This is a genomic window from Paenibacillus sp. FSL H7-0690 (genome assembly GCF_037980415.1).
Classification (GTDB): domain Bacteria; phylum Bacillota; class Bacilli; order Paenibacillales; family Paenibacillaceae; genus Paenibacillus_AQ; species Paenibacillus_AQ odorifer.
Genome location: NZ_CP150281.1, coordinates 4,051,221 through 4,073,302 on the forward strand (window position 1 = coordinate 4,051,221; position 22,082 = coordinate 4,073,302).

Consider the following 22,082-nt stretch of genomic DNA (forward strand, 5'->3'; position numbering starts at 1 on the left):
GCTTGAAACCTCCCTTTATACTATTTTAGGATAGAATCAATCTATTTAAAATCTTTCTTATCCTTTTATTGAACCCACCATAATCCCTTTATTAAAATGCTTCTGCAGGAACGGATAAACAACAATAATCGGAATACTCGAAACCACAATCGCTGCCATTTGAAGTGCAGGTGTGTAGACCTTCCCCGTCTGCTCCTGCTCGGCCATCGTTTGTGCCATTTGGCTTAGCAAGGAATTCGAAGTAATGAGTGTCTCCCGCAGATAAATCTGAAGTGGTGCTTTTGCAGCGTCACTGATAAAAATCAGCGCATACCACCATTCATTCCATCTTTCCACAGCATAGAACAAAGCAAAAGTCGCCATGAATGGAGCAGAGATCGGAATAATGATTTTGAAAAGAATGTACAGATCATTCGCCCCGTCCAGCTTAGCCGATTCTTCCAAGCTTTCTGGAATGGTATTGAAATAGTTTTTCATAATGATTAGATAAAACGTATTGAGACCCGCGGGGATGATCATGACGAGTATATTGTTTACGAATCCTAGATCCTTAACGACTAAGTAAAAAGGAATTAAACCGCCATTGAAAAACATAGTGAACAAGATCAAGCTGAGCATTATGTTTCTGCCGGGCATACCCCGCTTGGATAATGCGTAAGCTCCCGCCACAGAGATTGTCATACTGAACAACACGCCAACCACAGTTACGATGACAGAATTAAAGATGGAAGTCCAAAACTTCATATCCTGAAGCAAAAGCTTGTAAGCGGACAGGTCAAACGAAAGCGGAAAAATATAAAAGTCACTTTTACTAATCGCTTCGAACTTTGCCACAGAGATAATAAGAACATTATAGAAAGGAAAAAATGTTACTATTGCTAGGAGCCCCAGAACCACGAATGCGACGATATCGAAGACACTCCACTTTTTTCTCTTTTTAACCGTTGTGTCGGTCACTTGCTTCTCCCCTTTTCCTGCAGATTAATACAGCCCTTCCTCGCCCATCTTCTTAGCGAACGTATTGGCCGCCCATAAAAGGATTAGGCTGATAATGGACTTGACGACACCCACAGCGGTCATATATCCAAAGTCTCCTCCAATCGTGAAGGAAGTCCGATAAATGTAAGTATCGATCGTGTCGGCAACCGAATATACCGGCGAACTATACAGGTTGAAAATTTGCTCAAAGCTCGAACCTTGGGTTAGTAGTTGTCCAACTTGAAGGATTAACAGAACTGCGACTGTACTCTTCAAACCCGGCCATGCGATGTTTAGCAAACGGCGAAACCGGTTCGCTCCGTCCACTTCAGCCGCTTCAAACAGCTCAGGATTGATCCCTGCCAGAGCCGCCAGGTAAATGATTGAATCCCAACCAATCTCTCGCCACACATGCGTGATATACAGAACGGGTCTGAATGCACTTTCATCGACAAGAGGAGAATTCGGATCTCCACCAAACAGCATGATGATCTGGTTATAAATCCCGTCCTTGCTTAAAATATTGATAATAATCCCCGACAGTACAACCCACGATATAAAATGCGGGAACGTCAGGATCGTCTGAAAAAACCGCTTCATTTTTGTCCTGGAAAACTCATATAAAACAATCGCCAGGATAATGGGCATCGGGAAATGAGTGACCAGCTTCATCAAGCTGATAATGACCGTATTCCAAAACGCCTTGCGAAAATCGGGGTCGGTCAGCAGCGTTTGAAAATTCTCCAACCCAACCCAAGGACTTCCCAGAATCCCCTCACTGTAATTAAATGTTTTGAACGCTAGCGTTACACCGTACATGGGAGCATAGCTGAAGAGGGCATACCAGATTAACACCGGTAGAACCATGAGGTAAAAATACTTGTACTGTAAAATCGTTTTTCCTAAACTTTGCTTTGGAGCACGAGTTTTTAAGCTTCGTTTAGGCGTACGAGCGGTTACAGAATCAGCCAATCTTCTCCCCACCTTTCTGTATGAGTTTGTTATGCTTGTAAGCGATTTATATGGTAAATTATATCGGGAGTGTAAATTCTCTTGTATAGAGAATACAACTCCGATCATGTGGATTTTTCACACCTTTGCGGGAGACCTTCCTGTGGCACGTAATATCGGACATAGTGAGCGTAAGATCGTCCATACCCCCCTTGGTCCACAATCGCTAGGATAAATCTAAGAGCTCTATAAAGAGAGGGGGATTCACTTATGCGTTCAGTAATTATTGCAGATGATGAGAAGTGGATTGTAGAAGGAATTAAAGCAGGAGTGAATTGGAAGAAATACGGCTTTGAAGTGATCGACGATGCCGAAAACGGGCAAGAAGCCCTTCAATTAATTCAATCGCTTCGCCCCACCCTTGTTCTAACAGATATCAAGATGCCTGTTATGAATGGACTAGAGCTCATTCAACGTGGCAAGGCCATCGCGCCTGATACGATCTTTATCGTACTCAGCGGACATGCCGAGTTCGCTTATGCACAAAAAGCAATGAATTATGGTACTTTCGGATATTGTCTCAAACCCTTTGAAATCGAAGAAATTGAAGGAATGCTCAACCGAATAGCCCAGCAACACGATTCCAAGACAGTTAAAGAACAACCTATCCACGACTTCGAACTTTATGAAGCGGTTTGTTCCGGAGATCTTGAACGAATTAACTTATGGTTGGATGAGAAGAAAATACCCTTGTCGAAAGATACCCCTCATATCCCCATTGTTATCCAAGGGTTAAGTTCACCTGTAGATGTCAGGCAGTTCTCTTCCCTGGTCTTCCCAATGAGCCGCCGTCGGTATGGTTACTTATTGGAAGAGTGCCAATACGAAGTCTTCCTCCAGGGTCTTAAACAAACAGAAGTTGTACAAGAGTGCGGAGTCGGGATCGGTCCTCCTATTTCGGATATACACCAATTGGATGCGTCTTTAGAGTCCGCCTCTCATGCTGCTTTCAGTATGTTCACAACGGGGATGCCCGGATGTTACCGGGTGAATCCACAACAGGAAATACCGATCGATGAGAAGCTCAAAGAGATATCCCGGATTCTTCATAATAAAGACCGGCTCGGTTTCATAGCAGCCATGGAATCGATAAAGAAATTATTCAAAGAGGGAACGTTCACCATTAAAGAAGCCTATTTGCTCTATACATCGATCCTCTACTTATTTCCTCGGGAAGGAACTCGGGTTAGCGGCCGTTTTTTTGAAGGATATGAACAGCTCTATTATCGGTACGGCACGGCTGAAGCTATGATCGATGATCTGATTCTTATGACACTTGATATTTTTATGAACAGAAACGAAACTGATATTTCACGAATCTCAAACCATAAAGTCAAAGAAATCATGTTATACATCCGCAACCATTTCAATCAAGAAATTTCGATTCAGCAATTAGCCAATCAGTTTTTTTTAAGCCCAAATTACTTATGCCAATTATTCAAAAAAGAGGTCGGCGAGACCATCATCGAACATATCAGTCGTTTACGAATTGAATACGCTTGTAAAACGCTGATCGAAACCAACCTTTCCATTTACCAAATCGGTGAGAAATGCGGTTTTCAGGATTATTTCTATTTCACACGAATTTTTAAGCGGCATCTCAAAATGACACCTACACAATATAGGGAACAAAACAATGAAAACATTTAAGAGACTATCCATCCGTACTCAGGTTTTGCTATTCGGGTTATTTATTGTTGCCATTATCCCAATCATCGTTTCACGAGTCTACCAACTATCAAGCGAGACTATCATTAATCAAAATACGCAATACAATACGGAGCTGGTCTCCCTCCTCAAACAACGGATTTCTGACAACTATGCCAACGTCTCTTCCATGATGATGAATGTGGGTTACGATTCGACCGTCCAAAAGTTCCTAGTCGAGAATGATAAGCTTCGAGTCTACGATCTATCCCAAAAAGTTGAAGGATTGTTGAGCATCGCCCGAAATATGAACACGGATATCTTAGATATTATTGTTATCGGTAGCTCAAACACACGTATTTCCTTAGCAGGAAGAACAAAATATGCTATCGATCTTATGAAAACAGCTGAGGAGGATGGAATCGTTCATTATCGCGGATACAGTCCTCCAGACAAAGTCATCGACAAGAGAAAACTGCTTTTCGGGATGAACATCTTCGCTTCAGGTGACACGTCCCTATATGGTGAAAAAATTGGCTATCTCGCAGTTATTGTAGATATGAAAGCCATTCAAACTGAAATTTCTGAGTATCCCCGATTGGTCGGAACCAGCTTTTTTATGATGGATGATAAAGGCATGATCTACTCTAATAGCAATGAGCCGGAGGATATGCTCCAGCAGTTTCAAACTCGGGCAACTGGAAGGGATGGAGAGTCCATCGTTGAGACGGTTCATGGAAAGAAATATGCAATTCAGTCCTTTAGCTTACCGGAGATCTCTGGAAAAATCATAACCGCTGTTCCTGTCCATAATTTAATGAAAGAACTGGAGAAATTGAAGAAGGTCAGCTATGCTCTTCTAGCCTTAATCTTGCTGGTCGTCTCTATTCCCTATTCTGTGCTTATGATGAATCTCTTAAGACCGTTGTCTAGGCTTATGCGCTATATGAATCAATTAAAAGGCGGAAGTCTGGGGATATTGAATAACAAGGTCGATTTAAAGGGCTATGCTGAGATTGAAATCATCTCTCGACAGTTCAACGATATGACCACACGGATCCACGATTTGACGGACCAATTAATCGATGCTTCAACTCAACTTTATCTGACCGATCTGGAAAAGCAGCGGGCGGAATATTCGTATTTACAAAGTCAAATTAATCCGCATTTCTTAAGTAATACTTTAGATACAATCAAGGGCGTTGCGATCGTAAAAGGAAATCGGGATATCTTCGAGATGACTACCGCCTTAAGCACAATGCTCAAGTACAGCATCAAAGGCAAAGAGGAGGTAACTCTTGGGGAAGAGCTGAAAATCGCGGAATCTTGTGTGAGGATTTACCAAGGCCGTTTCCCGGACAAATTTACTTACAAGCTGTTGTGTCCACAGGAATGGCTACACATTCCCGTGCCTAAAATGATCCTTCAACCTATTGTTGAAAATGCGCTTGGTCATGGGCTTGAGGCACAAGGACAAGGAATTTTGCTGATCTCCGTAGAGAAAAACGAAGCGGGGCTGCTTGAAATCGTGGTTGAAGATAATGGTGTAGGTATCGATACAACAAGACTGGAACAACTTACGGAGTTGCTGGCTGGTAAGAATATAGAATCAGGAGATCATATCGGTCTCCTAAATGTCAATAATCGTCTAAACCTTAAGTATGGCGATCCTTGCGGCGTTCTGCTGTACAGTAAGGAGGGTAGCGGGACGAAGACCGTTTTGAGGCTTCCCGGATCTTTAATAGATCCACAAAAAGCGAGAACATAAATAGGGAGGTTGCCCATTCAGGGCAACCTCCCTTTCATATGTCTTTCATTCACCGCATTTACTAGGATATTATTAAGCATCCTATAAGGATGAGCTCAGATACTCTTTGGCATGGTAGGGTCCACCTTCCATAAGTACCGTCCATAATGGATCGATATCACAATCCATGGAGCCCATCATATGATCATGCCATTCATTCAACAGATAGACAGCCTCCATACAAACGTCTTTACGCACTTCGGCAAGATTATGTTGTTCATAAGGATCATGCTTCAAATCAAACAGCATTTCTTGCGGGAATCCATGGTGTCCGTCATGATAGGTACGTATATATAACCAATCCGCAAACCGGACGCTGCGTTGACACACATGCGCGCATTGTGAGATTACGAGATACTCACGCCCTCCCAAATTCCCCTCCAGAATAGCACCTGCATAACTTTCACCATCCCAAGAAGCAGCCGCTTTCAAATTCAAAAGGCTCGCTAATGTAGGTCCTAGATCAAGGTGATAATGTAGCCCCTCCTCCACGATTCCCTTCTTGCCCCCTGGCCAGCGAACAATCATCGGAATACGGCAAGTCGCCTCGTCTGCTGTGCCATGTTCGGAGTAAATTCCTAGTTCACCCAGACTCTCTCCATGATCCGCAGAGATCAAGATAGCCGTATCTTCCATCACGCCAAGTTCTCTCAGCTTAGAAAAAACTTTCCCGAGATGCTCGTCCAGATACTTAACTCCAGCATCATAGTTGTCAAAGATAACACGCAGGTCATCACGGTTCTCTATCTCCTGCTGATGCCTGAAATGCTGCTGATAATGCGATTTCGCGAGCGCATTCATATCTTCAATACTATGCTGCCCCTTCTTATTTCGGTGAAGCTCAAACACTTCTTCCGTGATCCAATCGGGTAAAGGCTCCTTCTCGAACGGATTACCGTAGCTCTCGGGTGTACGATAAGGTGTATGCGGATCCCAGAAATTCAGGTGCAGAAACCAATTTTCGGACTCCCCGTTATCCTCAATCCATTTAAGTGCCACTGGAAGCACCTGCTCTGCCGTCTCATGCCCTCTGCCACCAACATTAAACACTTCTTGGAACCCGGCGTTAAAGGTCCACGCCGAGTGTCGTTCGGAGAAGGTGCTGATCGATGCGGTTTTCATCGCCGCTTGCCTTAATATAGCCGGAAGGCTCTCCATCCCCAGACGGTCATTGAATTCACGTTTGGCTCCTTCTCTACGCATATCAGCAGCGGTTCCGCCATGCCCTACAATCCCATTATGAATGCCAAATCGCCCCGACATTAAGGCGGAACGAGACGGCAGGCAAGGAGCATCTGAACAATAGTAGTTGGTAAAGGTGACACCTTCTTTAGCGATTGAATCGATATTCGGGGAGGTATTCCGATGATAGCCATAACATCCCAGATGGTCCGGGCGAAGCGAATCCAAATCCAAATACAAGATTCTCATGAGTTATTCCCTGCCTTTCCTTTTCATCGAAATGGTTACGCTCGATTCGGGGAGCTTAGAATGATCTGCTCATGCTTATAAGAGTAAATGAATATGGAAAACTCCGCTATGGAGCAGCGATGTTTGTTTTTGTAAATTCGATACTTTTCCGGTACTCTGCCGGCCCCTTGCCGTATTCGCCACGAAATACCTTGCTGAAGTGTGAAGCATCATAATAACCACATCTCTGGGAGATATGCTCGATTGTATAATCCGTATATTCCAGCATTTGTTTAGCTTGCTGCAGCCGCAATTTTCGCAGCATTTGCATGGGTGTCAGTTTATATATTTTCTGAAATGCCCGGCTAAAATAAACAGGATTCATATGATAGAGCTTGGAAAGCTCCTCTCTACTAATCTCCTGATCAAGCCTCTCCTCCATATATTGCAACGCTTCGTTAAAGCGGTCCGTGATAAAGGGATCTCGTGAAGAGCGGCGCCCGCCAAGCTTGGTACTCTCCATAATTTCGTAAAGAAGAAAAAATGCCAATGAACCGACCTGAACATTCCTGAAATCATCTTCCTCCTGCAACCACAGGCTCCGCAATTCGTCAAATCTTCGCTCATATTCGCTTCGATCCCGGACCCGAATCACCTTGCCTAAAGGGAATAACTTAAAAAAGTCATCTCCGTCTTTAACTTTAGCGTTAATATTAAACAGATAATGTACGCCATCCGTTTTGGAGATCACATTGAAAGGCTCGTTAGGACGGTGGATCATCACATCTCCGGCAGAAGCAACATATTCTCCTTCGGAGGATGTCGTCAATACCTCACCTTTTTGGATATAAGAGACGGTATAACAAGACTGGACGTAATCGAACAGGATCCGCTTCTGATATTGAATCTTTAGGACGTCCAGCACGCTGATGTCAAACTGACTATGGATGATAGAGGACAAGGAAGTTCCTCCTTCTTATGTAGTAGTCGTAAAAGTGCTCTAACCTGTATAATCAGCCGCACATCGAAAGCCAATATTTCCGGCAGAGCTGTCTGGAGTATTTTTGCTTCTAGCCGCCACCCGATAACGGTTGCAGTAAGATTTATGGCACAAATACGATCCTCCGCGCATTGATCTTGCGACACCACTTATTGGACCTTTCGGATTCACGGCTTCGGAAGATAAATGATAATCCTTAGTAAACCAATCCGCGCACCATTCCCACACGTTTCCTGACATATTATAAAGACCATAGCCGTTAGGCAGATAGGAATTTACAGGTGCGGTACCTGCAAATCCATCGCTGGCATGATTTTTATCGGGAAACTTTCCCTGCCATACATTACAGCGATGCTCTCCGCCTGGTTTTAATTCGTCCCCCCAAGGATACCGTTTCTGAACCAGTCCTCCTCGTGCGGCATACTCCCACTCCGCTTCCGTAGGCAGACGTTTACCAGCCCAGCGACAATATGCATCCGCATCATGCCATGATAGGTGAATAGCCGGATGATCAAGTCGTTCATCTACATGGGAATCCGGACCTTCAGGATGACACCAATCCGCTCCCTCCACCACCCACCACCAGGGGGTTTGAGTGGCTACTTGGGTCACCTTTTTCCCAGTCTCCATGGAAACAAAAGAATGAAACACGTAAGACCATCCAAATCGTTCCGCATCTGTAACATAGTTTGTTTCCTTGATAAAAGCAGCAAACTGCTTGTTCGTAACCGCCGTTGCATCCATCAAAAAGGAAGATAAGGTAACCTTCCTAGTCGGCCCTTCTCCATCTGCGGGGAACCCTTCCTTATCATCCGTCCCCATAAGAAAAGTGCCTCCAGGGATAAGGATCATGTCCGAGAAATCTTTCACCCCTGTTATTCCTTGAACCGTTGTGTTCTCCTTACAAACATCAATAGATTCTTGTTTCGCGACTTGATTTCGACTAGCTGAACAACAAGCCCGTATATTCTCTGACATGATTTACCTCCAATCTGGGATTGTCCCGGCTCTGTCTAAAAAAAAGCTACCCCAAGAATGCCAGAAGCAACGATAATGGTGAGCGGATGCAGCTTATATTTCATTAAACCATAAAGTGCAGCGAATACAATGATCAACATGCCAAGGGTCTGCCAAGTAATAAAAGCATGTTCCACGCTATTTAAGCCAAAACGAATCGCAGCATAGGCAATCAAGCCTGTAATCACTGGCCGCAAACCATAAAATAACGTTTTAATCCATTGACTGTCCCTCACCCGATAAAAGAAGACGGAAATAACGATGATGATTAAAAATGAGGGCAGAACCATGCCTAATGTTGACACAATCGCTCCTTCGATTCCGGCTATACGATATCCGATCAAGGTTGCACTGTTCGTTGCAACAGGCCCGGGTGACATCCCTGCGATGGAAACTACCTCTTGGAATTCCCCTTCGGATAACCAACCCCCAGCCATGGCTTCATGCTGAATCATCGGAATGATGGCGTACCCTCCTCCAAACGAGAGAAGGCCAATTTTTATAAAAGTGAAAAATAAACTCCAAATCACATCGCTTCCCCCTAGATGTAATACTCCGGATAATTCGATTCTTCATCAGAAACTTTCAAGGACTCCTTCTCCGTTCGAACTTGGAGCCCAAAGAGCTGTTTAATTTGCAGATATACAAACCCAATACATAAACCAACTGCAATCACGTAAATGGGATTAATTCCGAAAACCAGTAAAACAACCGGTATAACTAACGCCGTAACAGCGGTAGTCTTGTCAATTATAGCGTTCTTGGCCATTCGATATGCAGCTACTAGGATCAAGGCAATAACAGCACCATTTATCCCTTTCATAGCGGAAATGACTTTTGGCTGGTCTGCCAGCTGGGAGTATACGGCGCTAAGCAAACAAACAATGATAAAGGTCGGAATCGTTATCCCTGCGATTGCAGCAATCGCACCCTTCACACCAGCAAGACGATAACCAATGAATGCTGCTGCATTTACACCTACACCCCCAGGTGCAGCACCAGCTAAAGATAGAATTTCATCCATCTCCTCTTCAGCCAGCCATTTTCGTTTAGCGGAAATTTCCCGTTCGATCATAGGGATCATCGCATAACCTCCCCCGAAGGTTACAGGACCAATTCGAACAAATACCCAAAACAACTGAAACAATAGACTTATCCTCAGGTCTGTATTCGGTATCATATTTGTTTTCATAGTTGTTCTCATGGAATCCACCCTTATATAATCTGTCGTAATTTCATTATATCACTTTTTCCCAAAATGGAATTAAGTTTTTTGAACGGTAAAATACAACCAAGGGTTTATGAGTTATACTATATTCATGTTAATAAATACAAACTATATAAAAAACGATCTTACAAGTTCATCCTATATATAGCTTGGAGGTATATCGTGGAAAAGCGCTCGACACACATTCCATCACCAAAAAAACTCCTATACGACCGAATCGCCGAACAAGGCACTGTTTCCAAGTTGGATCTTTTACAGACATTTTCGCTTACCAAAAGCACAATGACCCGGATATTAGATGAGATGACGGAAGAAGGCTTGCTGATAGAAAGCGGATTTGGAGAATCTAGCGGAGGCAGAAGACCTATTTTATACCAGATCAATCCTTCCTACGGTTATATAATCGGTTTAGAGATTTCCAGGGTGTATTCTTCCCTTGGTTTATTTGATATGCAAATGAACCCAAAATCAATAGTTCACTGGCGAATGGATCAGGCATTCACACCTGAAAGATTTATAGATCATATCAGTATTCAAATACGCGCTTTCCTTAGGGACCATCAGTTAGTGGACAGTCAAATCATCGGGATAGGAATAGGGGCTGTGGGGCCACTTGATCGGGAACAAGGCTTGATCCTAAAACCGCTGCACTTCCCTTCTTCAGGCTGGAACAATCTGCCGATTTGCAAACTGGTGGAGGAACGGACGGGGTTCAAGGCATGGTTGGACAACGGTGCCAATTCTGCACTGCTTGGGGAACGATGGTCTATCCGTCACGCAAACATCCAGCATATGCTTTATGTACATGCTGGAGCAGGTCTCCGCTATGCGATGATGTCGCATGGAAGTATTGTTCATGGCACAATGGATATGGAAGATGCAATTGGTCAAATGATCATCCAGACAGATGGACCCCGATTAAATCATGACGGGAACTACGGGGCTCTGGAAGCATTTGTATCTGTGCAGGCGCTAGAACAAAGTGCACGCTCAGAGGCGAAAATGGACAACGAACTGATCCTCCAAAGATATAAAGTGGCGCCTGAGAAGCTGACTTATGATGTATTGGTACAAGCCTTTAGAGACGGTAATCCACACGTGCGTGAATTATTTACTCAAGCTGCCAGCCACTTCGGGATCGGGCTCGCTAACGTTATCAACCTGTTTCATCCAGAGACCATCATTCTAGGCGGTGCGCTCATTCACTCTCACGAGTTGTTTTTCCAAACAGCGGTGGAGGTGGCACAGAGAAACACTTACCGTTATCCTGAATACCAACCTCACTTCTCCCTAGGTATATTAAAAGAAGAAGCTGTGGTGACGGGTGCGGCAATAATGGCGAGAAATCATATGGTTCTATAACATAACAAAAAGGTTGTTCCCAATCCTTTGCATGACTGTTGGGACAACCTTATCTAGTCAAAGCTATAATGCCTGACAGCAATTTTTGAATTTCTTCCCGCTTCCGCAGAAACATGGATCATTTCGACCTGGAAGTGGTTTTGCACTTTTCCTGTACTCCAGCATCCGCTCCGATCTAAGTCGGTTCGCCAGTAATAACATGCGTTCATAGGCGTATGAGTAGAACATTTTGTAGCTGTGACAGAAATAATCAACCTCAGTCCGATCATTAACATCAAGCCAATTCCGGTTGCGCGGACATCCCCCATTGCAAAAGCTAAGGTACTCACACTTATTGCATGATTCATTCATATTGGGCTTCATTAACAAAAAATCATCATATAATGGGCTGGTTAGCAGCGCTTCCAGGTCAGTTTGGCCGATATTTCCTAGCCTATGCTCTTCATCGATAAAGAAATCGCAAGGGTAGGCATCCCCGTTCGTTTCAAGCACCATCATCTTCGGGCAACATGAGTTGTGAACGCATAACTCTGCCTCACGATGCATGAATACAAGAAGCATATTCTCAAAAATACGAATAGGAAGCTCTGGGTACCCCTCATTGTACCAAAGGTCAAATGTACGGCATAAAAAGACTCCGTATTGTTCAGGTGTAATTCGGAAACGTCCCGCTACATCACTTTTCTGAGAAACAAAATCCATGCAGGGGATAAACTGAATATTCGGAAAGGTATGTTCTAGATAAAATGCCATTAACTCATCTGGTTTCGTCACGTTATCTTCATGAATCACCGTCAGAATACTATACTCCACACCCTCATTCTGTAAATGACGAATCCCACGCATAACTTGATCATAACTGCCTTTTCCCAAACCCGTTACACGATGAGCATCATGAATAGGCTCTGGGCCATCCAGACTAATCCCGACCAAAAAGTTATACCGTTTAAAAAATTTCGCCCATTTCTCATGGATAAGCGTTCCATTGGTCTGCAGTGCATTACTGATCATCGTATGAGGCGGAGCGTACTTAGCTTGGAATGAAATCACTTGTTCAAAATACGGAAGTCCGGCCAATAATGGCTCCCCACCCTGCCAAGAGAAAGTCGCTATCCCTGATGATCTTTTCATGTACTGAGCGATAAACCGCTCCAGAAGCTCCGTATCCATCACCCGGATCGGTTGCTGAGGATGTCCCCCGGCTGTACTGTAATAGCAATAATCACAGGCTAGATTACAATCCTCTGAGACGGTTTTCCACATGACATGAAGGGTCTCCTGCTTAGAGGTTTGTATACATGCAGTCATACGATTCTGCCCCTCCTATGTAATACTATCTTTGTAAAACCTAATTCCTATTTGTTCAATTAAATCATAGATCTGCAAGTCAACGATGAGTAAAACATCATAGCTGGTCAAATAACTGGGCACAAAAAAACTGCACTCCCCATTGTCCGTTGGGACAAAGCAATAAGGGTGTGCAGTTTCTTTGTGGATGAGTCTAACGGTAGTTAGAGACTAGTCTTATTAATTACGGACGTATTCTTTATTTGCTGTTTCTAACATGGATTTCCAATCCGCAAACTTCGTCTCCCTAACAACATGACGATCAAACAGTTCATCAGGTATGTCAGCAACATCTTCTTCTGTCTTTACTTGAAAGTTCCCTTTGGTTACAAACTCATCGAAACTTTTGTAATTGGAATACTTACTCATAAACGCTTCATTAAACAATTTCTCGAAAGAGATGTGATTGGGATCTTCTTGATACGTTTTCTGTCCTTGTAACTCATTCATTAATTCTTCCATGGTCATTGGTTTTTGTCTTCTCAAATTACCACTCCTAATTTTCTGTTATAGTTGTAGAATATCATGTTAATCCATAAATCACACGAATCCTAAGCTTACCATAATTTTGACGATTTCACCTTTCAAATTTCACTTATTATGCAAATAGTCGGCCTCTATACTTAAAATACAACAAAAAACCTTCCTTATTCATAAGGAAGGCTTCTTATTATTAGGACAATTTCACCAGGCTGTAGTTTTTCTTACCCTTACGGATAATGATAAAACGTCCGCCGATGGCTTCGCTGGCTGTAACTTCAAATGCTACATCGCTAACTTTTTCACCGTTCATGGAAATTGCGCCTTTGGTGATGTCTTCACGCGCTTGACGTTTGGATGGCTCAATTCCTAGATCTACCAGCCACTCCACGATATTTTTGGACTCCAATGTCGTTTCGTAGGTCGGCATTTCCTTGAAGCCTTGCTCGATCTCGTCAGCGGTCAGAGATTTAATATCTCCACTGAACAGAGCGGCAGTAATACGTTTAGCCTGCTCCAGCAATTCCTCACCATGCACGAATCTGGTCATTTCTTCAGCCAGTGTTATTTGCGCTTCACGTTTATGCGGTTCGGTCTGCACCTTTTCTGCAAGTGCATCAATTTGTTCTTTAGAGAGGAATGTAAAGTACTTCAGGTATTTCACAACATCACGGTCATCTGTATTCGCCCAGAACTGGTAGAATTCAAAAGCTGTCGTTTTGTTCGGATCCAGCCAAATGGCTCCGCCAGCTGTTTTACCGAATTTTGTACCATCGGCTTTCAGCATAAGCGGGATGGTAAGTCCGAATGCCACCGCTTCAGAACCTTCTTTTTTACGGATCAGATCTAAGCCACTTGTGATGTTCCCCCATTGGTCAGAACCACCGATTTGCAGCTGCACATCTTCATGCTGGAACAGGTGCAGGTAGTCCAGGGATTGCAGGATTTGGTAGGAGAATTCCGTAAAGGAAATTCCGCTGTCCAATCTGCTCGCTACAACATCCTTGGCAAGCATCGAATTGATGCTGAAGTTTTTACCATAGTCACGCAAAAATTCGATAACATTGATTTTATGCGTCCAATCGTAGTTGTTCACCATGCGGATTTGATTGTCACCATCAGTCACGAACAGTTTTTTCATCTGTGCTGTAAGTGCGTCAACGTTGGCTTGGATTTGCTCCAGCGTTTGCAAAGAGCGTTCAGATTGACGTCCACTTGGATCACCAATCGTTCCCGTAGCTCCACCAATAAGAATCACCGGACGATGTCCTGCCAGTTGAAATCTTTTGAGCACCATGAATGGAATCAAGTGGCCAATATGCATACTGTCACCTGTTGGATCTACACCGCAGTACAGGGATACCGATTTTTGATTGGTCAGTTCTCTAAGCCCTTCGGCATCTGTTTGTTGATTGATGGCATCGCGCCATTCTAGTTCGTCGATAATATTCATTGCCTTACACCCCTCAAAATTAGTAGTTATCCTATAAATGAAACATCAGTCCGCCAAGCGGAAACGGTTCGCCCTCCTGATTAGGACGGGACCGTTTCAGCGAGAAATATAAGGAGTATTGATGAAGTGAACCCTATAAATCCTTATATTTAAAAACAAAAAAAATCGTCCCCTTGTCTATTGTAGACATAGGGACGATTGAATAACCGTGTTACCACCCAGATTGCACCCATGAAACGCTTATGCTCAAGCATACCATTGATACCACTCTTGACGAGATATCGTTCGCCATTCCGCTCGGTATTACCCGAGATACTCCAAAGTGTAATTCGCAAGCTTAGTGTGTACCGGGTTTCATCAACCCCCGGCTTTCTGAAACAGGGACTAAGTTACTACTGGGCTCCTTCAACGTATATCGTATATAAGATTACAGCCAGTATAGTGAAATAATTCTTTTATGTCAACTATCTTCAGGAGAGAATGCCGTCACACACTTCTACTGTAAAGCGCTACTAGGCATTTCCACTTTTTTTCTGATACAATTACGAAAAAAGAGGTGAACGAATCCGCATGTTAGATCCTATCGATAACCATATTTTGATGCGGCTGGCCCAAAACAGCAGAATTTCCTATACTGATCTAGCTAAAGAAGTCAGTTTATCAAGTGTCGCGGTGAAAGATCGTATTGATCGGCTAGTCAATCAAGGGATTATTGAACAGTTCTCGATTGTCATCAGTGCTGAAAAGCTAGGAAAGAAAATCTCCGCCTACCTGGAACTTGAAGTAGAACCTGCTCATTTAAATCATATCGTCGATGTATTAAAGGAAAACGAACGCGTAGCTGTATTATACGAAATGACGGGACCATGTATTCTGCATATTCACATCTTGGTAGAGAATCTTGAAGAGATGGAACGGTTTATGCATGAATCAATCTACTGTCTGGATGGACTGGTACGTGTAGAAAACCAAATCTTATTAAAACGCCACAAAAATCAGGACGGAATGAATATATAAGAAAAAGAACCGCCTATAAAGACGGTTCTTTTCTCATATGGATTTTTTTAGGATTATCGAATAATTGCTATTTCGTCCTACTCTGTCTTAGCCAGCTTAGCTTTATAAAAGTTCACGAAATATTCGCTGACCACGATCTTCCCGTTCACAACACTTATTGGGGCTGCAAGCTTCACTGTCTCTCCGTTGTAAATCCCCGTTGTCGCTCCAACCTTCATCACCAGAACATTGCCATTGTAACTTAGCGTAACTGTCTTAGTGGCTGGCTGCCAGCCAACCTTTGCTCCAAAGTTCTCAAAGCTGCTCCGTAAAACCACGGGCTTGCGCTCGGAATCGCCGAATTGACCTTTATCAATTAAGGCGTGTACGCCCCAGTTTCCATCCACCACTTGTGTAATTCCAAAATCAGCTGACACAGACATCAGAGAGTACGCTTCATCTTCGCTCAATTCCATTCCAGCCATTAAAAAATCTTTTGTTTTATGAGCGGCATCCTTCATGGCTTTGTCGATGGACGAGTTTTTGAAGATATCCGTCTGAGCACTAGCCCCCAGCTCCTCCAAATAATTGGCGTAGCTGAATCCATGCACAACCCACTCGTTCTCATTTTCAAGTAATGGGAAGTTTAAACCTTTCAGCTTGTTGTTAAGCGATGCTTTTTTATGAAGAATGACTTGTATATCCCCAGTGACCGATGTCTCGATCGCAGTTCCGTTAATCTCCGAATCGCCTTGACCGGCATGCGGGTCACCGATCGACAGTAGTGCACCAGCTACGGATACAGGATAATACATTGTTGCACCTTCGGTAATCCGCCAATCATCTACATTACCGCCGTTGTAAGAAGGTGGAACGGAGTCAACAACATCCGCTTCTTTCGGCGCCACACCCATTGTACCAAAGTGGAGACGAACCGGAATTTTCACACCTTTTAGCACATCGAAGTTTTTATCAATCGTATTATGGTCAACGATAACACCCGGGTAGTCAATTGTCGGGTGCACTTGACCATCTGGATCGGTTTGCACAGACCATTTGTAGTTATATACAGCTGTTGCATAATCTGTTCCACCCTCCGTATCCATCTCGTAGATGGTTACTACCTCACGCTTTTTCGGCTCCTCCACCATATCTCCATATAGATAACCCCAGTTCGCTGCGGCATTCACGCCATATGTTTTGCCAGCGTATTGGTCATTCCCATTTGGTCTCAGCTTCATGTCCAGAATCTTAACTTCCAGCACATCTCCTGGTTCAGCACCTTCAACAGCGATGGGACCCGTCATAATATGTACGCCTGGCCCGCGGAGCGCTTCGTTCTTCTCCCCCTCAATCCAGTGGAAAATATCCTCTACTCCCGCATCTCCTTTAATCATCCGCTCGTAATCATCACCAGAGTGATGTGTAATGGCCTCAACCGTTACGATGTCTCCCGAATGCACAGTTAGAGCTGGATCTCCCTTACCTATATTCCCCCATCGAACAGTCTCCGAATTCGCCTTCAGAACATGGGTTTTTGGTTTATACGCATCGTTTGTTGTGTTAGCATACATAACACCAGATAACGAATTCACCCCTAAAAATAGGGATAACGTGACACCTACATTACGAATTATTTGTTTTTTCATACGAAAATCCTCCATCCCTTTAATAAGTGTTAGTTTTTATAACATTTGGTGTTTCTGAGTATAACAGATGACTTGAGGATTAACAATATAAATATTTTCACAAATTTCGGTTTAAATAATAAACACGAAGGAGTCTTTCTCTTGAATTATCCAAGTTAACTCCACAATAAAAAACGCCAACACTTATTAGCTCATAGTGTTTGGCGTCGGATTATCCAGTCTAAAGTAATGCACTAATTTTATTTTTGATCAGTAATACTTCTTGTTGCCCGGGTTACAATCCGCTTTGTTTCCTTGGTACCTGATAGGTTCAACCATTCATCACAAATTCGCTGTACCCATGCCGGATGGCTTTTGCTAGCATCATTTAACCAATTGCTTACAGAATCCTGAACGTATTTTGCCGGATCAGAGTTAAGAGGTTTTAATAGCGGAAGGGCAATCGCTGGATTTTCTTTGAGTGCTGTAATATGCTTTGCCCATACCCCATGTGGACGCGTCAATTCGATCGCAAATCTCCTAATATTTGCGTCCTGATCATGAACCCAAGCCTTTAATAATTCAATGGAAGCATCCAGCTCGGCAATGACTGATTCCCTTAAAGCCATCCATGAAATCTCACGCACCCCAAAATGACCATCCGCTGCAAAAGGACGGATTGCTGTTAGTTTTTGAACTAGACTCCATTGATGATTCTGGCCCACGATATAAGCAGCCCAGCAGCGAACACTATCGGATTTATGATGAGCTAACACAGCAAATAGCCGGGAACGTTCCAGCTCTGATTTACAGTCAAATAGAAGCTGCCACTCACGTGAAATCACCGGGATGAGCTTCATGATTTTCTTTTCCGATAACGCATTCAGCCTTTGTAAAATTGGTTTAGCATCCTGTTCAAAACCTAGCTCATTCAGTACATTTTCCAACAAGACAAGATGATCCACAGCAAGCCATTCCGTTAAATTCACGCTCTGTAGATATCCTTTATTCAGCAGTTCTACAATCTCAACGGGAATTTCAGTAACCTTTCGAGCGCCCTTCCTGTGTTCCATGGAAATCGTCCCTTCACTATGATTTGAAAGCTTAAATCACCTTCATGTCATAGCTAGGATACCGTTGTTTCTAAAAATGAAGCTGTAATCTCGTTTACAACTCGATATCTATGTTATATTTCTTTCCAAAATCTTGTCTCGCTGGATATAGATAGTTCTGAACCCTGTCTGAATAACCTCCGCTTTCACCAATTCTTGCAATGCCACTGTTACAGCTTCTCTGCTGGCTCCAATTAAATTAGCGATTTCTTGATGCGATAGAGGAACATTAATTTTGTAACAATTATCCTTATGCTCAACCCCATGCTGATCCGCTAGCTTTAAAAGAACGCACAATATTTTATCATGCAGATTTCCGATGGCTAGATTTTGAGTTAACTGACTCATACTTTTTATGCGGTCGCTCAATACTTGCAATAATGACATCATAAACCTAGGCCGGTGAGAGATGAATTCTTCAAACCTTGCAGGATCAATTGTGCAGATATGGCTTTCCTCAATCGTTTCAATATAATGTTCCTTCGTTCCAAAAGAAATCATACCCATTTCACCAAAAACATTACCCTCACTGAGGATATCCGATGTAAATTGCTTACCGTTTGCGTTTAATTGGTATAAGCGAACCTTTCCTTTTTTCACAAAAAACAGTCCTTCAGAAAAGGTTGACGGTGTTTGGATATATGTATTTTTGGGGACTACTGTTATTCGCGTTAATTCTTCCATTTCAATTAGATCTTCCAGTCCTAACGATTGAAGCAAATTGAATTGAGATAAATAATGATTTTTTTCCATTGCCCCTCCTGTATAAAACGCTATTCATTTCTTCAGTATACCTTACAAAAAAAGCCACGTCCTAAGGACGCAGCTTACTAAATTACCGGTTACTTGCTTCCCAGCGCGCTACTTCTTCCCGCACACGTGGGGCCACTTCGGTGCCCAGCAGTCTAATCGCCTGCATAACATCCTCATGAGGCATCGTGCCGTGCGGCACATGTAAAAAGAATCGCGTAATTCCCACATGCTTGCGCAGATGAATGATTTTATTAGCGACAGTTTCTGGATCACCTACGTAAAGGGCGCCCTCTAAGCTGCACGCTGCATCATAATCTGCACGATGGTACGGAGGTGTTCCTTTTTCTTTCGCCCGCACATTGGTCCGGGCATGCGTTGAAGGAAAAAATTTCTCCAGCGCTAACTGATTAGTCTCCGCTATGAACCCGTGTGAATGCGAAGCGATTGGAAATTTTGAAATATCATGCCCGGCTTCAGCTGCTGCTTTTTTGTAAAGCTGTACATGTGACGCATAATCCAGTGGTAGAACATTCCCTATAATCGCTAAAACAAAAGGCAAACCTAGTGATCCTGTGCGGATCGCAGACTCTGGACTTCCTGCACTCCCGATCCAAATCGGTAAAGGATCTTGAACCGGACGCGGGTAAATCCCCAAATTTTCTATAGCTGCTCGGTGTTTGCCTTTCCAGGTCACTTTTTCTGACTTTTGGATGGCTAATAACAATTCCAGCTTCTCATTAAACAGTTCTTCATAATCCTTCAGATCATATCCGAATAGAGGAAAAGACTCTGTAAACGAACCCCGGCCGATCATAATCTCCGCACGTCCGTTTGAAATTCCGTCCAGCGTTGCAAAGTCCTGAAACACACGCACCGGATCGGCTGAAGACAGGATCATTACAGCACTGCTCAACCGGATCTTAGTAGTCAACGAAGCAGCCGCAGCCAGTACAACCGCAGGTGAAGACGCCGCATAATCATGCCGATGATGCTCACCTACTCCGTATACATCTAACCCCACCTCTTCGGCAAGTACAATTTCCTCCACTACTTCACGTAGTCGTTCTGCATGACTTATTGTCTCACCCGTTTGGACATCAGGTGTGGTCTCGACAAATGTGCTTACTCCAAGTTCCACTATTCATTTCCTCCTAATATTCTGCACGATGCATTATTCTCTGGATGTAAAAAACCATAAAGGGACTACCTAATTATACTAACTAATTTAGGTTCCTTCGACTATAATCGAAGTTCATCTAATTAGATCCCCCTCACTATAGATCGGACTGAGGAGCCGTTAATTTAATAATTTCATTCATATTGCTAAATTATCGGACTTAGATGCAGCTATTCGTGCAAAGTAGCTTCCATAATGTTAGTTTAATTGCATTTTGTGCAACTATATACGCTTTGAAGGCAGCCTTTGTGGATTTAGTTGCACTCTGTACACTTAAATACGAGCACTTGCCTCAATATGGCGGGATTCTAGAATAATAGTTGTAAAATATGCAATTAAATTGCCCTAAAGCTGCGAGCATAAGAGCTTAATTGTACTTTTTACAACTATTTTGCTTTTTTAATGAGAATTGTGAGGGTGCTGCTAGTGCGATGTAATCGCGATGTAATAGCAAATGTAATTAGCAATGTAATTAGCGAAGTAATCGCAATAATACAAAAACAAAAAAGACCACTAATCACCTAAACACAGACGATTAGCGGCCGGTCAAATCCAAGCTAGTTTGCATTCCCAATATTCGGAGTTATCGGCTTATCCAGCGATTTCGGTGGTTTGCTTGGGTTTATCCCAACGCCGATCCGACCGAATACATACGCTCCGCCAGGAATTCGATTCGCTAAATTCATTATAAGTGCCGAGCCTACCACACAACCGACAAATTGCAGCAGAACACTAAATAGTCCAAGGTTTTGCAACCCAAATGAAGCTGGAAGCTTAACGAATATAGCCAATAGCAAAGGATGAAGCAAGTATATGCCAAAAGAATATCTGCTGCTCCATTCCAGCACACGTGGCACTTTCTTCATTTTCGATGCCACGGAGAAGAGCAGCAAAATCATGCTTAAGGCGAATAGAAGCATATCAATTCTTTTGGAGCTATGCGCCGTTATCCAGCCTTGACTATTCACGAACAGCACTAGCGCACCTGTCAGAACCGGGAGCGTGTATACGGCTATGCGGAACTTTTTTAATTTTTCCCGGAACCACAGCTCATTTCGTCCCAAGTAATAGGCTACTGTAAAGTAAAAAATCCAACCAGGTGCGAAAATCCAGTACATTTTATCCCAGAAATAATGGGCGGCTGCCGTATCTGCGGGCGTAGTAAAGTTGAAGAAACCCAAATAGATAACGTTAATAAGGAACGATACGATTAGAACATTGCGGGGGTTAAGCCGCTTCGCATACGTCTGAAACCAGAGGAATAAAGCATAAAACTGAAAGATAATCAGTATAAAATAACCATGGAAATCTCCAATCAGCAAATGACGCCAGAGGTAATACCAAAAAGCCTGCAGCAAAGAAATGCCATCACTACTCGACAGCTCCAATCCTTTTAGTCCTGCATACAAGGTCCCGAAAAAAAAGTAAGGCAATAAAATATACTTGATTCTTTTCTCCCAAAATCTCGCTGGAATTTCATTGGGATAGGCAAATGACAACACGAATTGGGAGATAAATACGAATACAGGTGTGCCAAACGTTAGCAGTAAACCCACCGACTCTACCCAAGATGTATTTCCATCGTCATAAACCCGATAAAGAGCATGCAGCAGGGCTATACTTAAGCAGGCTACACTACGAAGAACGAACATTTCCGAGTTCATTTTGCGTTCCAT

The 22,082-nt window shown here is 43.2% G+C and carries 19 protein-coding genes; 4 read left to right on the forward strand and 15 right to left on the reverse strand.

Annotated features, from left to right (window positions below; translation table 11 throughout):
• Window positions 1-57: 57 nt before the first annotated feature.
• Both MHI32_RS17795 and MHI32_RS17800 read right to left on the reverse strand, forming a co-directional pair.
• Complete coding sequence (locus tag MHI32_RS17795) at window positions 58-957, reverse strand: carbohydrate ABC transporter permease (protein ID WP_076129726.1); 900 nt, start codon at window positions 955-957, stop codon at window positions 58-60.
• 24 nt (window positions 958-981) lie between these two features.
• Complete coding sequence (locus MHI32_RS17800) at window positions 982-1,950, reverse strand: ABC transporter permease subunit (RefSeq protein ID WP_076129727.1); 969 nt, start codon at window positions 1,948-1,950, stop codon at window positions 982-984.
• 249 nt (window positions 1,951-2,199) lie between these two features.
• Here MHI32_RS17800 and MHI32_RS17805 point away from each other — a divergent pair, with 249 nt between their 5' ends.
• The gene (locus MHI32_RS17805) at window positions 2,200-3,639 is read left to right on the forward strand and encodes a response regulator (RefSeq protein WP_340010429.1); all 1,440 of its coding nucleotides are present in this window, start codon (window positions 2,200-2,202) and stop codon (window positions 3,637-3,639) included.
• The gene (locus MHI32_RS17810; protein WP_036688197.1) at window positions 3,626-5,404 is read left to right on the forward strand and encodes a histidine kinase; all 1,779 of its coding nucleotides are present in this window, start codon (window positions 3,626-3,628) and stop codon (window positions 5,402-5,404) included. The genes MHI32_RS17805 and MHI32_RS17810 overlap by 14 nt, the downstream gene beginning before the upstream one ends.
• Window positions 5,405-5,485: 81 nt before the next feature.
• On the opposite strand, the gene MHI32_RS17815 is transcribed toward MHI32_RS17810, so the two are convergent.
• The 5 genes from MHI32_RS17815 to MHI32_RS17835 form a co-directional block, all read right to left on the reverse strand.
• Window positions 5,486-6,874, reverse strand: coding sequence for a sulfatase (locus tag MHI32_RS17815; RefSeq protein WP_076129730.1), 1,389 nt, complete (start codon window positions 6,872-6,874; stop codon window positions 5,486-5,488).
• Between the two features lie 106 nt (window positions 6,875-6,980).
• Window positions 6,981-7,814, reverse strand: a complete 834-nt coding sequence (locus tag MHI32_RS17820) for an AraC family transcriptional regulator (protein ID WP_340010432.1) — start codon at window positions 7,812-7,814, stop codon at window positions 6,981-6,983.
• 39 nt (window positions 7,815-7,853) lie between these two features.
• A complete protein-coding gene (locus tag MHI32_RS17825; RefSeq protein WP_340010434.1) occupies window positions 7,854-8,831 on the reverse strand; it encodes a formylglycine-generating enzyme family protein in 978 nt (325 codons plus the stop codon).
• Between the two features lie 35 nt (window positions 8,832-8,866).
• Window positions 8,867-9,400, reverse strand: coding sequence for a chromate transporter (locus MHI32_RS17830; protein ID WP_076129733.1), 534 nt, complete (start codon window positions 9,398-9,400; stop codon window positions 8,867-8,869).
• A gap of 11 nt (window positions 9,401-9,411) precedes the next feature.
• The gene (locus MHI32_RS17835) at window positions 9,412-10,074 is read right to left on the reverse strand and encodes a chromate transporter (protein ID WP_340010436.1); all 663 of its coding nucleotides are present in this window, start codon (window positions 10,072-10,074) and stop codon (window positions 9,412-9,414) included.
• A gap of 186 nt (window positions 10,075-10,260) precedes the next feature.
• On the opposite strand from MHI32_RS17835, the gene MHI32_RS17840 reads away from it, so the two are divergent.
• Entirely contained in the window at window positions 10,261-11,460 is a 1,200-nt protein-coding gene (locus MHI32_RS17840) for an ROK family protein (protein WP_340010438.1), read from the forward strand.
• A 63-nt stretch (window positions 11,461-11,523) separates the two neighbouring features.
• Here the strand turns inward: MHI32_RS17840 and MHI32_RS17845 are convergent, their stop codons facing one another.
• The 3 genes from MHI32_RS17845 to tyrS form a co-directional block, all read right to left on the reverse strand.
• Window positions 11,524-12,768 carry an anaerobic sulfatase maturase gene (locus MHI32_RS17845; protein ID WP_340010440.1) on the reverse strand — a complete coding sequence of 415 codons (1,245 nt, stop codon included), beginning with the start codon at window positions 12,766-12,768 and terminating at the stop codon, window positions 11,524-11,526.
• Between the two features lie 219 nt (window positions 12,769-12,987).
• Window positions 12,988-13,275 (reverse strand): hypothetical protein, encoded by a 288-nt coding sequence (locus MHI32_RS17850; protein WP_042189061.1) that lies wholly within the window; start codon window positions 13,273-13,275, stop codon window positions 12,988-12,990.
• 205 nt (window positions 13,276-13,480) lie between these two features.
• Window positions 13,481-14,740, reverse strand: coding sequence for a tyrosine--tRNA ligase (tyrS, locus tag MHI32_RS17855; RefSeq protein WP_076129736.1), 1,260 nt, complete (start codon window positions 14,738-14,740; stop codon window positions 13,481-13,483).
• Between the two features lie 570 nt (window positions 14,741-15,310).
• On the opposite strand from tyrS, the gene MHI32_RS17860 reads away from it, so the two are divergent.
• The gene (locus MHI32_RS17860) at window positions 15,311-15,757 is read left to right on the forward strand and encodes an Lrp/AsnC family transcriptional regulator (RefSeq protein ID WP_339187433.1); all 447 of its coding nucleotides are present in this window, start codon (window positions 15,311-15,313) and stop codon (window positions 15,755-15,757) included.
• A gap of 77 nt (window positions 15,758-15,834) precedes the next feature.
• Here MHI32_RS17860 and MHI32_RS17865 read toward each other — a convergent pair whose 3' ends face one another.
• The 5 genes from MHI32_RS17865 to MHI32_RS17885 form a co-directional block, all read right to left on the reverse strand.
• Complete coding sequence (locus tag MHI32_RS17865) at window positions 15,835-17,385, reverse strand: acetamidase/formamidase family protein (protein ID WP_340010442.1); 1,551 nt, start codon at window positions 17,383-17,385, stop codon at window positions 15,835-15,837.
• A 239-nt stretch (window positions 17,386-17,624) separates the two neighbouring features.
• Window positions 17,625-18,437 (reverse strand): DNA alkylation repair protein, encoded by an 813-nt coding sequence (locus MHI32_RS17870; protein WP_340010444.1) that lies wholly within the window; start codon window positions 18,435-18,437, stop codon window positions 17,625-17,627.
• Between the two features lie 108 nt (window positions 18,438-18,545).
• The gene (locus MHI32_RS17875; protein WP_076129738.1) at window positions 18,546-19,229 is read right to left on the reverse strand and encodes a Crp/Fnr family transcriptional regulator; all 684 of its coding nucleotides are present in this window, start codon (window positions 19,227-19,229) and stop codon (window positions 18,546-18,548) included.
• An 82-nt stretch (window positions 19,230-19,311) separates the two neighbouring features.
• Complete coding sequence (locus MHI32_RS17880) at window positions 19,312-20,367, reverse strand: LLM class flavin-dependent oxidoreductase (protein WP_076129739.1); 1,056 nt, start codon at window positions 20,365-20,367, stop codon at window positions 19,312-19,314.
• A 596-nt stretch (window positions 20,368-20,963) separates the two neighbouring features.
• Window positions 20,964-22,082 carry an acyltransferase family protein gene (locus MHI32_RS17885; protein ID WP_340010447.1) on the reverse strand — a complete coding sequence of 373 codons (1,119 nt, stop codon included), beginning with the start codon at window positions 22,080-22,082 and terminating at the stop codon, window positions 20,964-20,966.

Excerpts from the sequence above, each read along its gene's own strand:
- MHI32_RS17850 (WP_042189061.1), bottom strand. The coding sequence starts at position 13,275 with ATGACCATGGAAGAATTAATGAATGAGTTACAAGGACAGAAAACGTAT.
- MHI32_RS17885 (WP_340010447.1), bottom strand. The coding sequence starts at position 22,082 with ATGGAACGCAAAATGAACTCGGAAATGTTCGTTCTTCGTAGTGTAGCC.
- MHI32_RS17835 (WP_340010436.1), bottom strand. The coding sequence starts at position 10,074 with ATGAGAACAACTATGAAAACAAATATGATACCGAATACAGACCTGAGG.
- MHI32_RS17815 (WP_076129730.1), bottom strand. The coding sequence starts at position 6,874 with ATGAGAATCTTGTATTTGGATTTGGATTCGCTTCGCCCGGACCATCTG.
- MHI32_RS17870 (WP_340010444.1), bottom strand. The coding sequence starts at position 18,437 with ATGGAACACAGGAAGGGCGCTCGAAAGGTTACTGAAATTCCCGTTGAG.
- MHI32_RS17875 (WP_076129738.1), bottom strand. The coding sequence starts at position 19,229 with ATGGAAAAAAATCATTATTTATCTCAATTCAATTTGCTTCAATCGTTA.
- MHI32_RS17865 (WP_340010442.1), bottom strand. The coding sequence starts at position 17,385 with ATGAAAAAACAAATAATTCGTAATGTAGGTGTCACGTTATCCCTATTT.
- MHI32_RS17825 (WP_340010434.1), bottom strand. The coding sequence starts at position 8,831 with ATGTCAGAGAATATACGGGCTTGTTGTTCAGCTAGTCGAAATCAAGTC.
- MHI32_RS17860 (WP_339187433.1), top strand. The coding sequence starts at position 15,311 with ATGTTAGATCCTATCGATAACCATATTTTGATGCGGCTGGCCCAAAAC.
- tyrS (WP_076129736.1), bottom strand. The coding sequence starts at position 14,740 with ATGAATATTATCGACGAACTAGAATGGCGCGATGCCATCAATCAACAA.
- MHI32_RS17845 (WP_340010440.1), bottom strand. The coding sequence starts at position 12,768 with ATGACTGCATGTATACAAACCTCTAAGCAGGAGACCCTTCATGTCATG.
- MHI32_RS17810 (WP_036688197.1), top strand. The coding sequence starts at position 3,626 with ATGAAAACATTTAAGAGACTATCCATCCGTACTCAGGTTTTGCTATTC.
- MHI32_RS17805 (WP_340010429.1), top strand. The coding sequence starts at position 2,200 with ATGCGTTCAGTAATTATTGCAGATGATGAGAAGTGGATTGTAGAAGGA.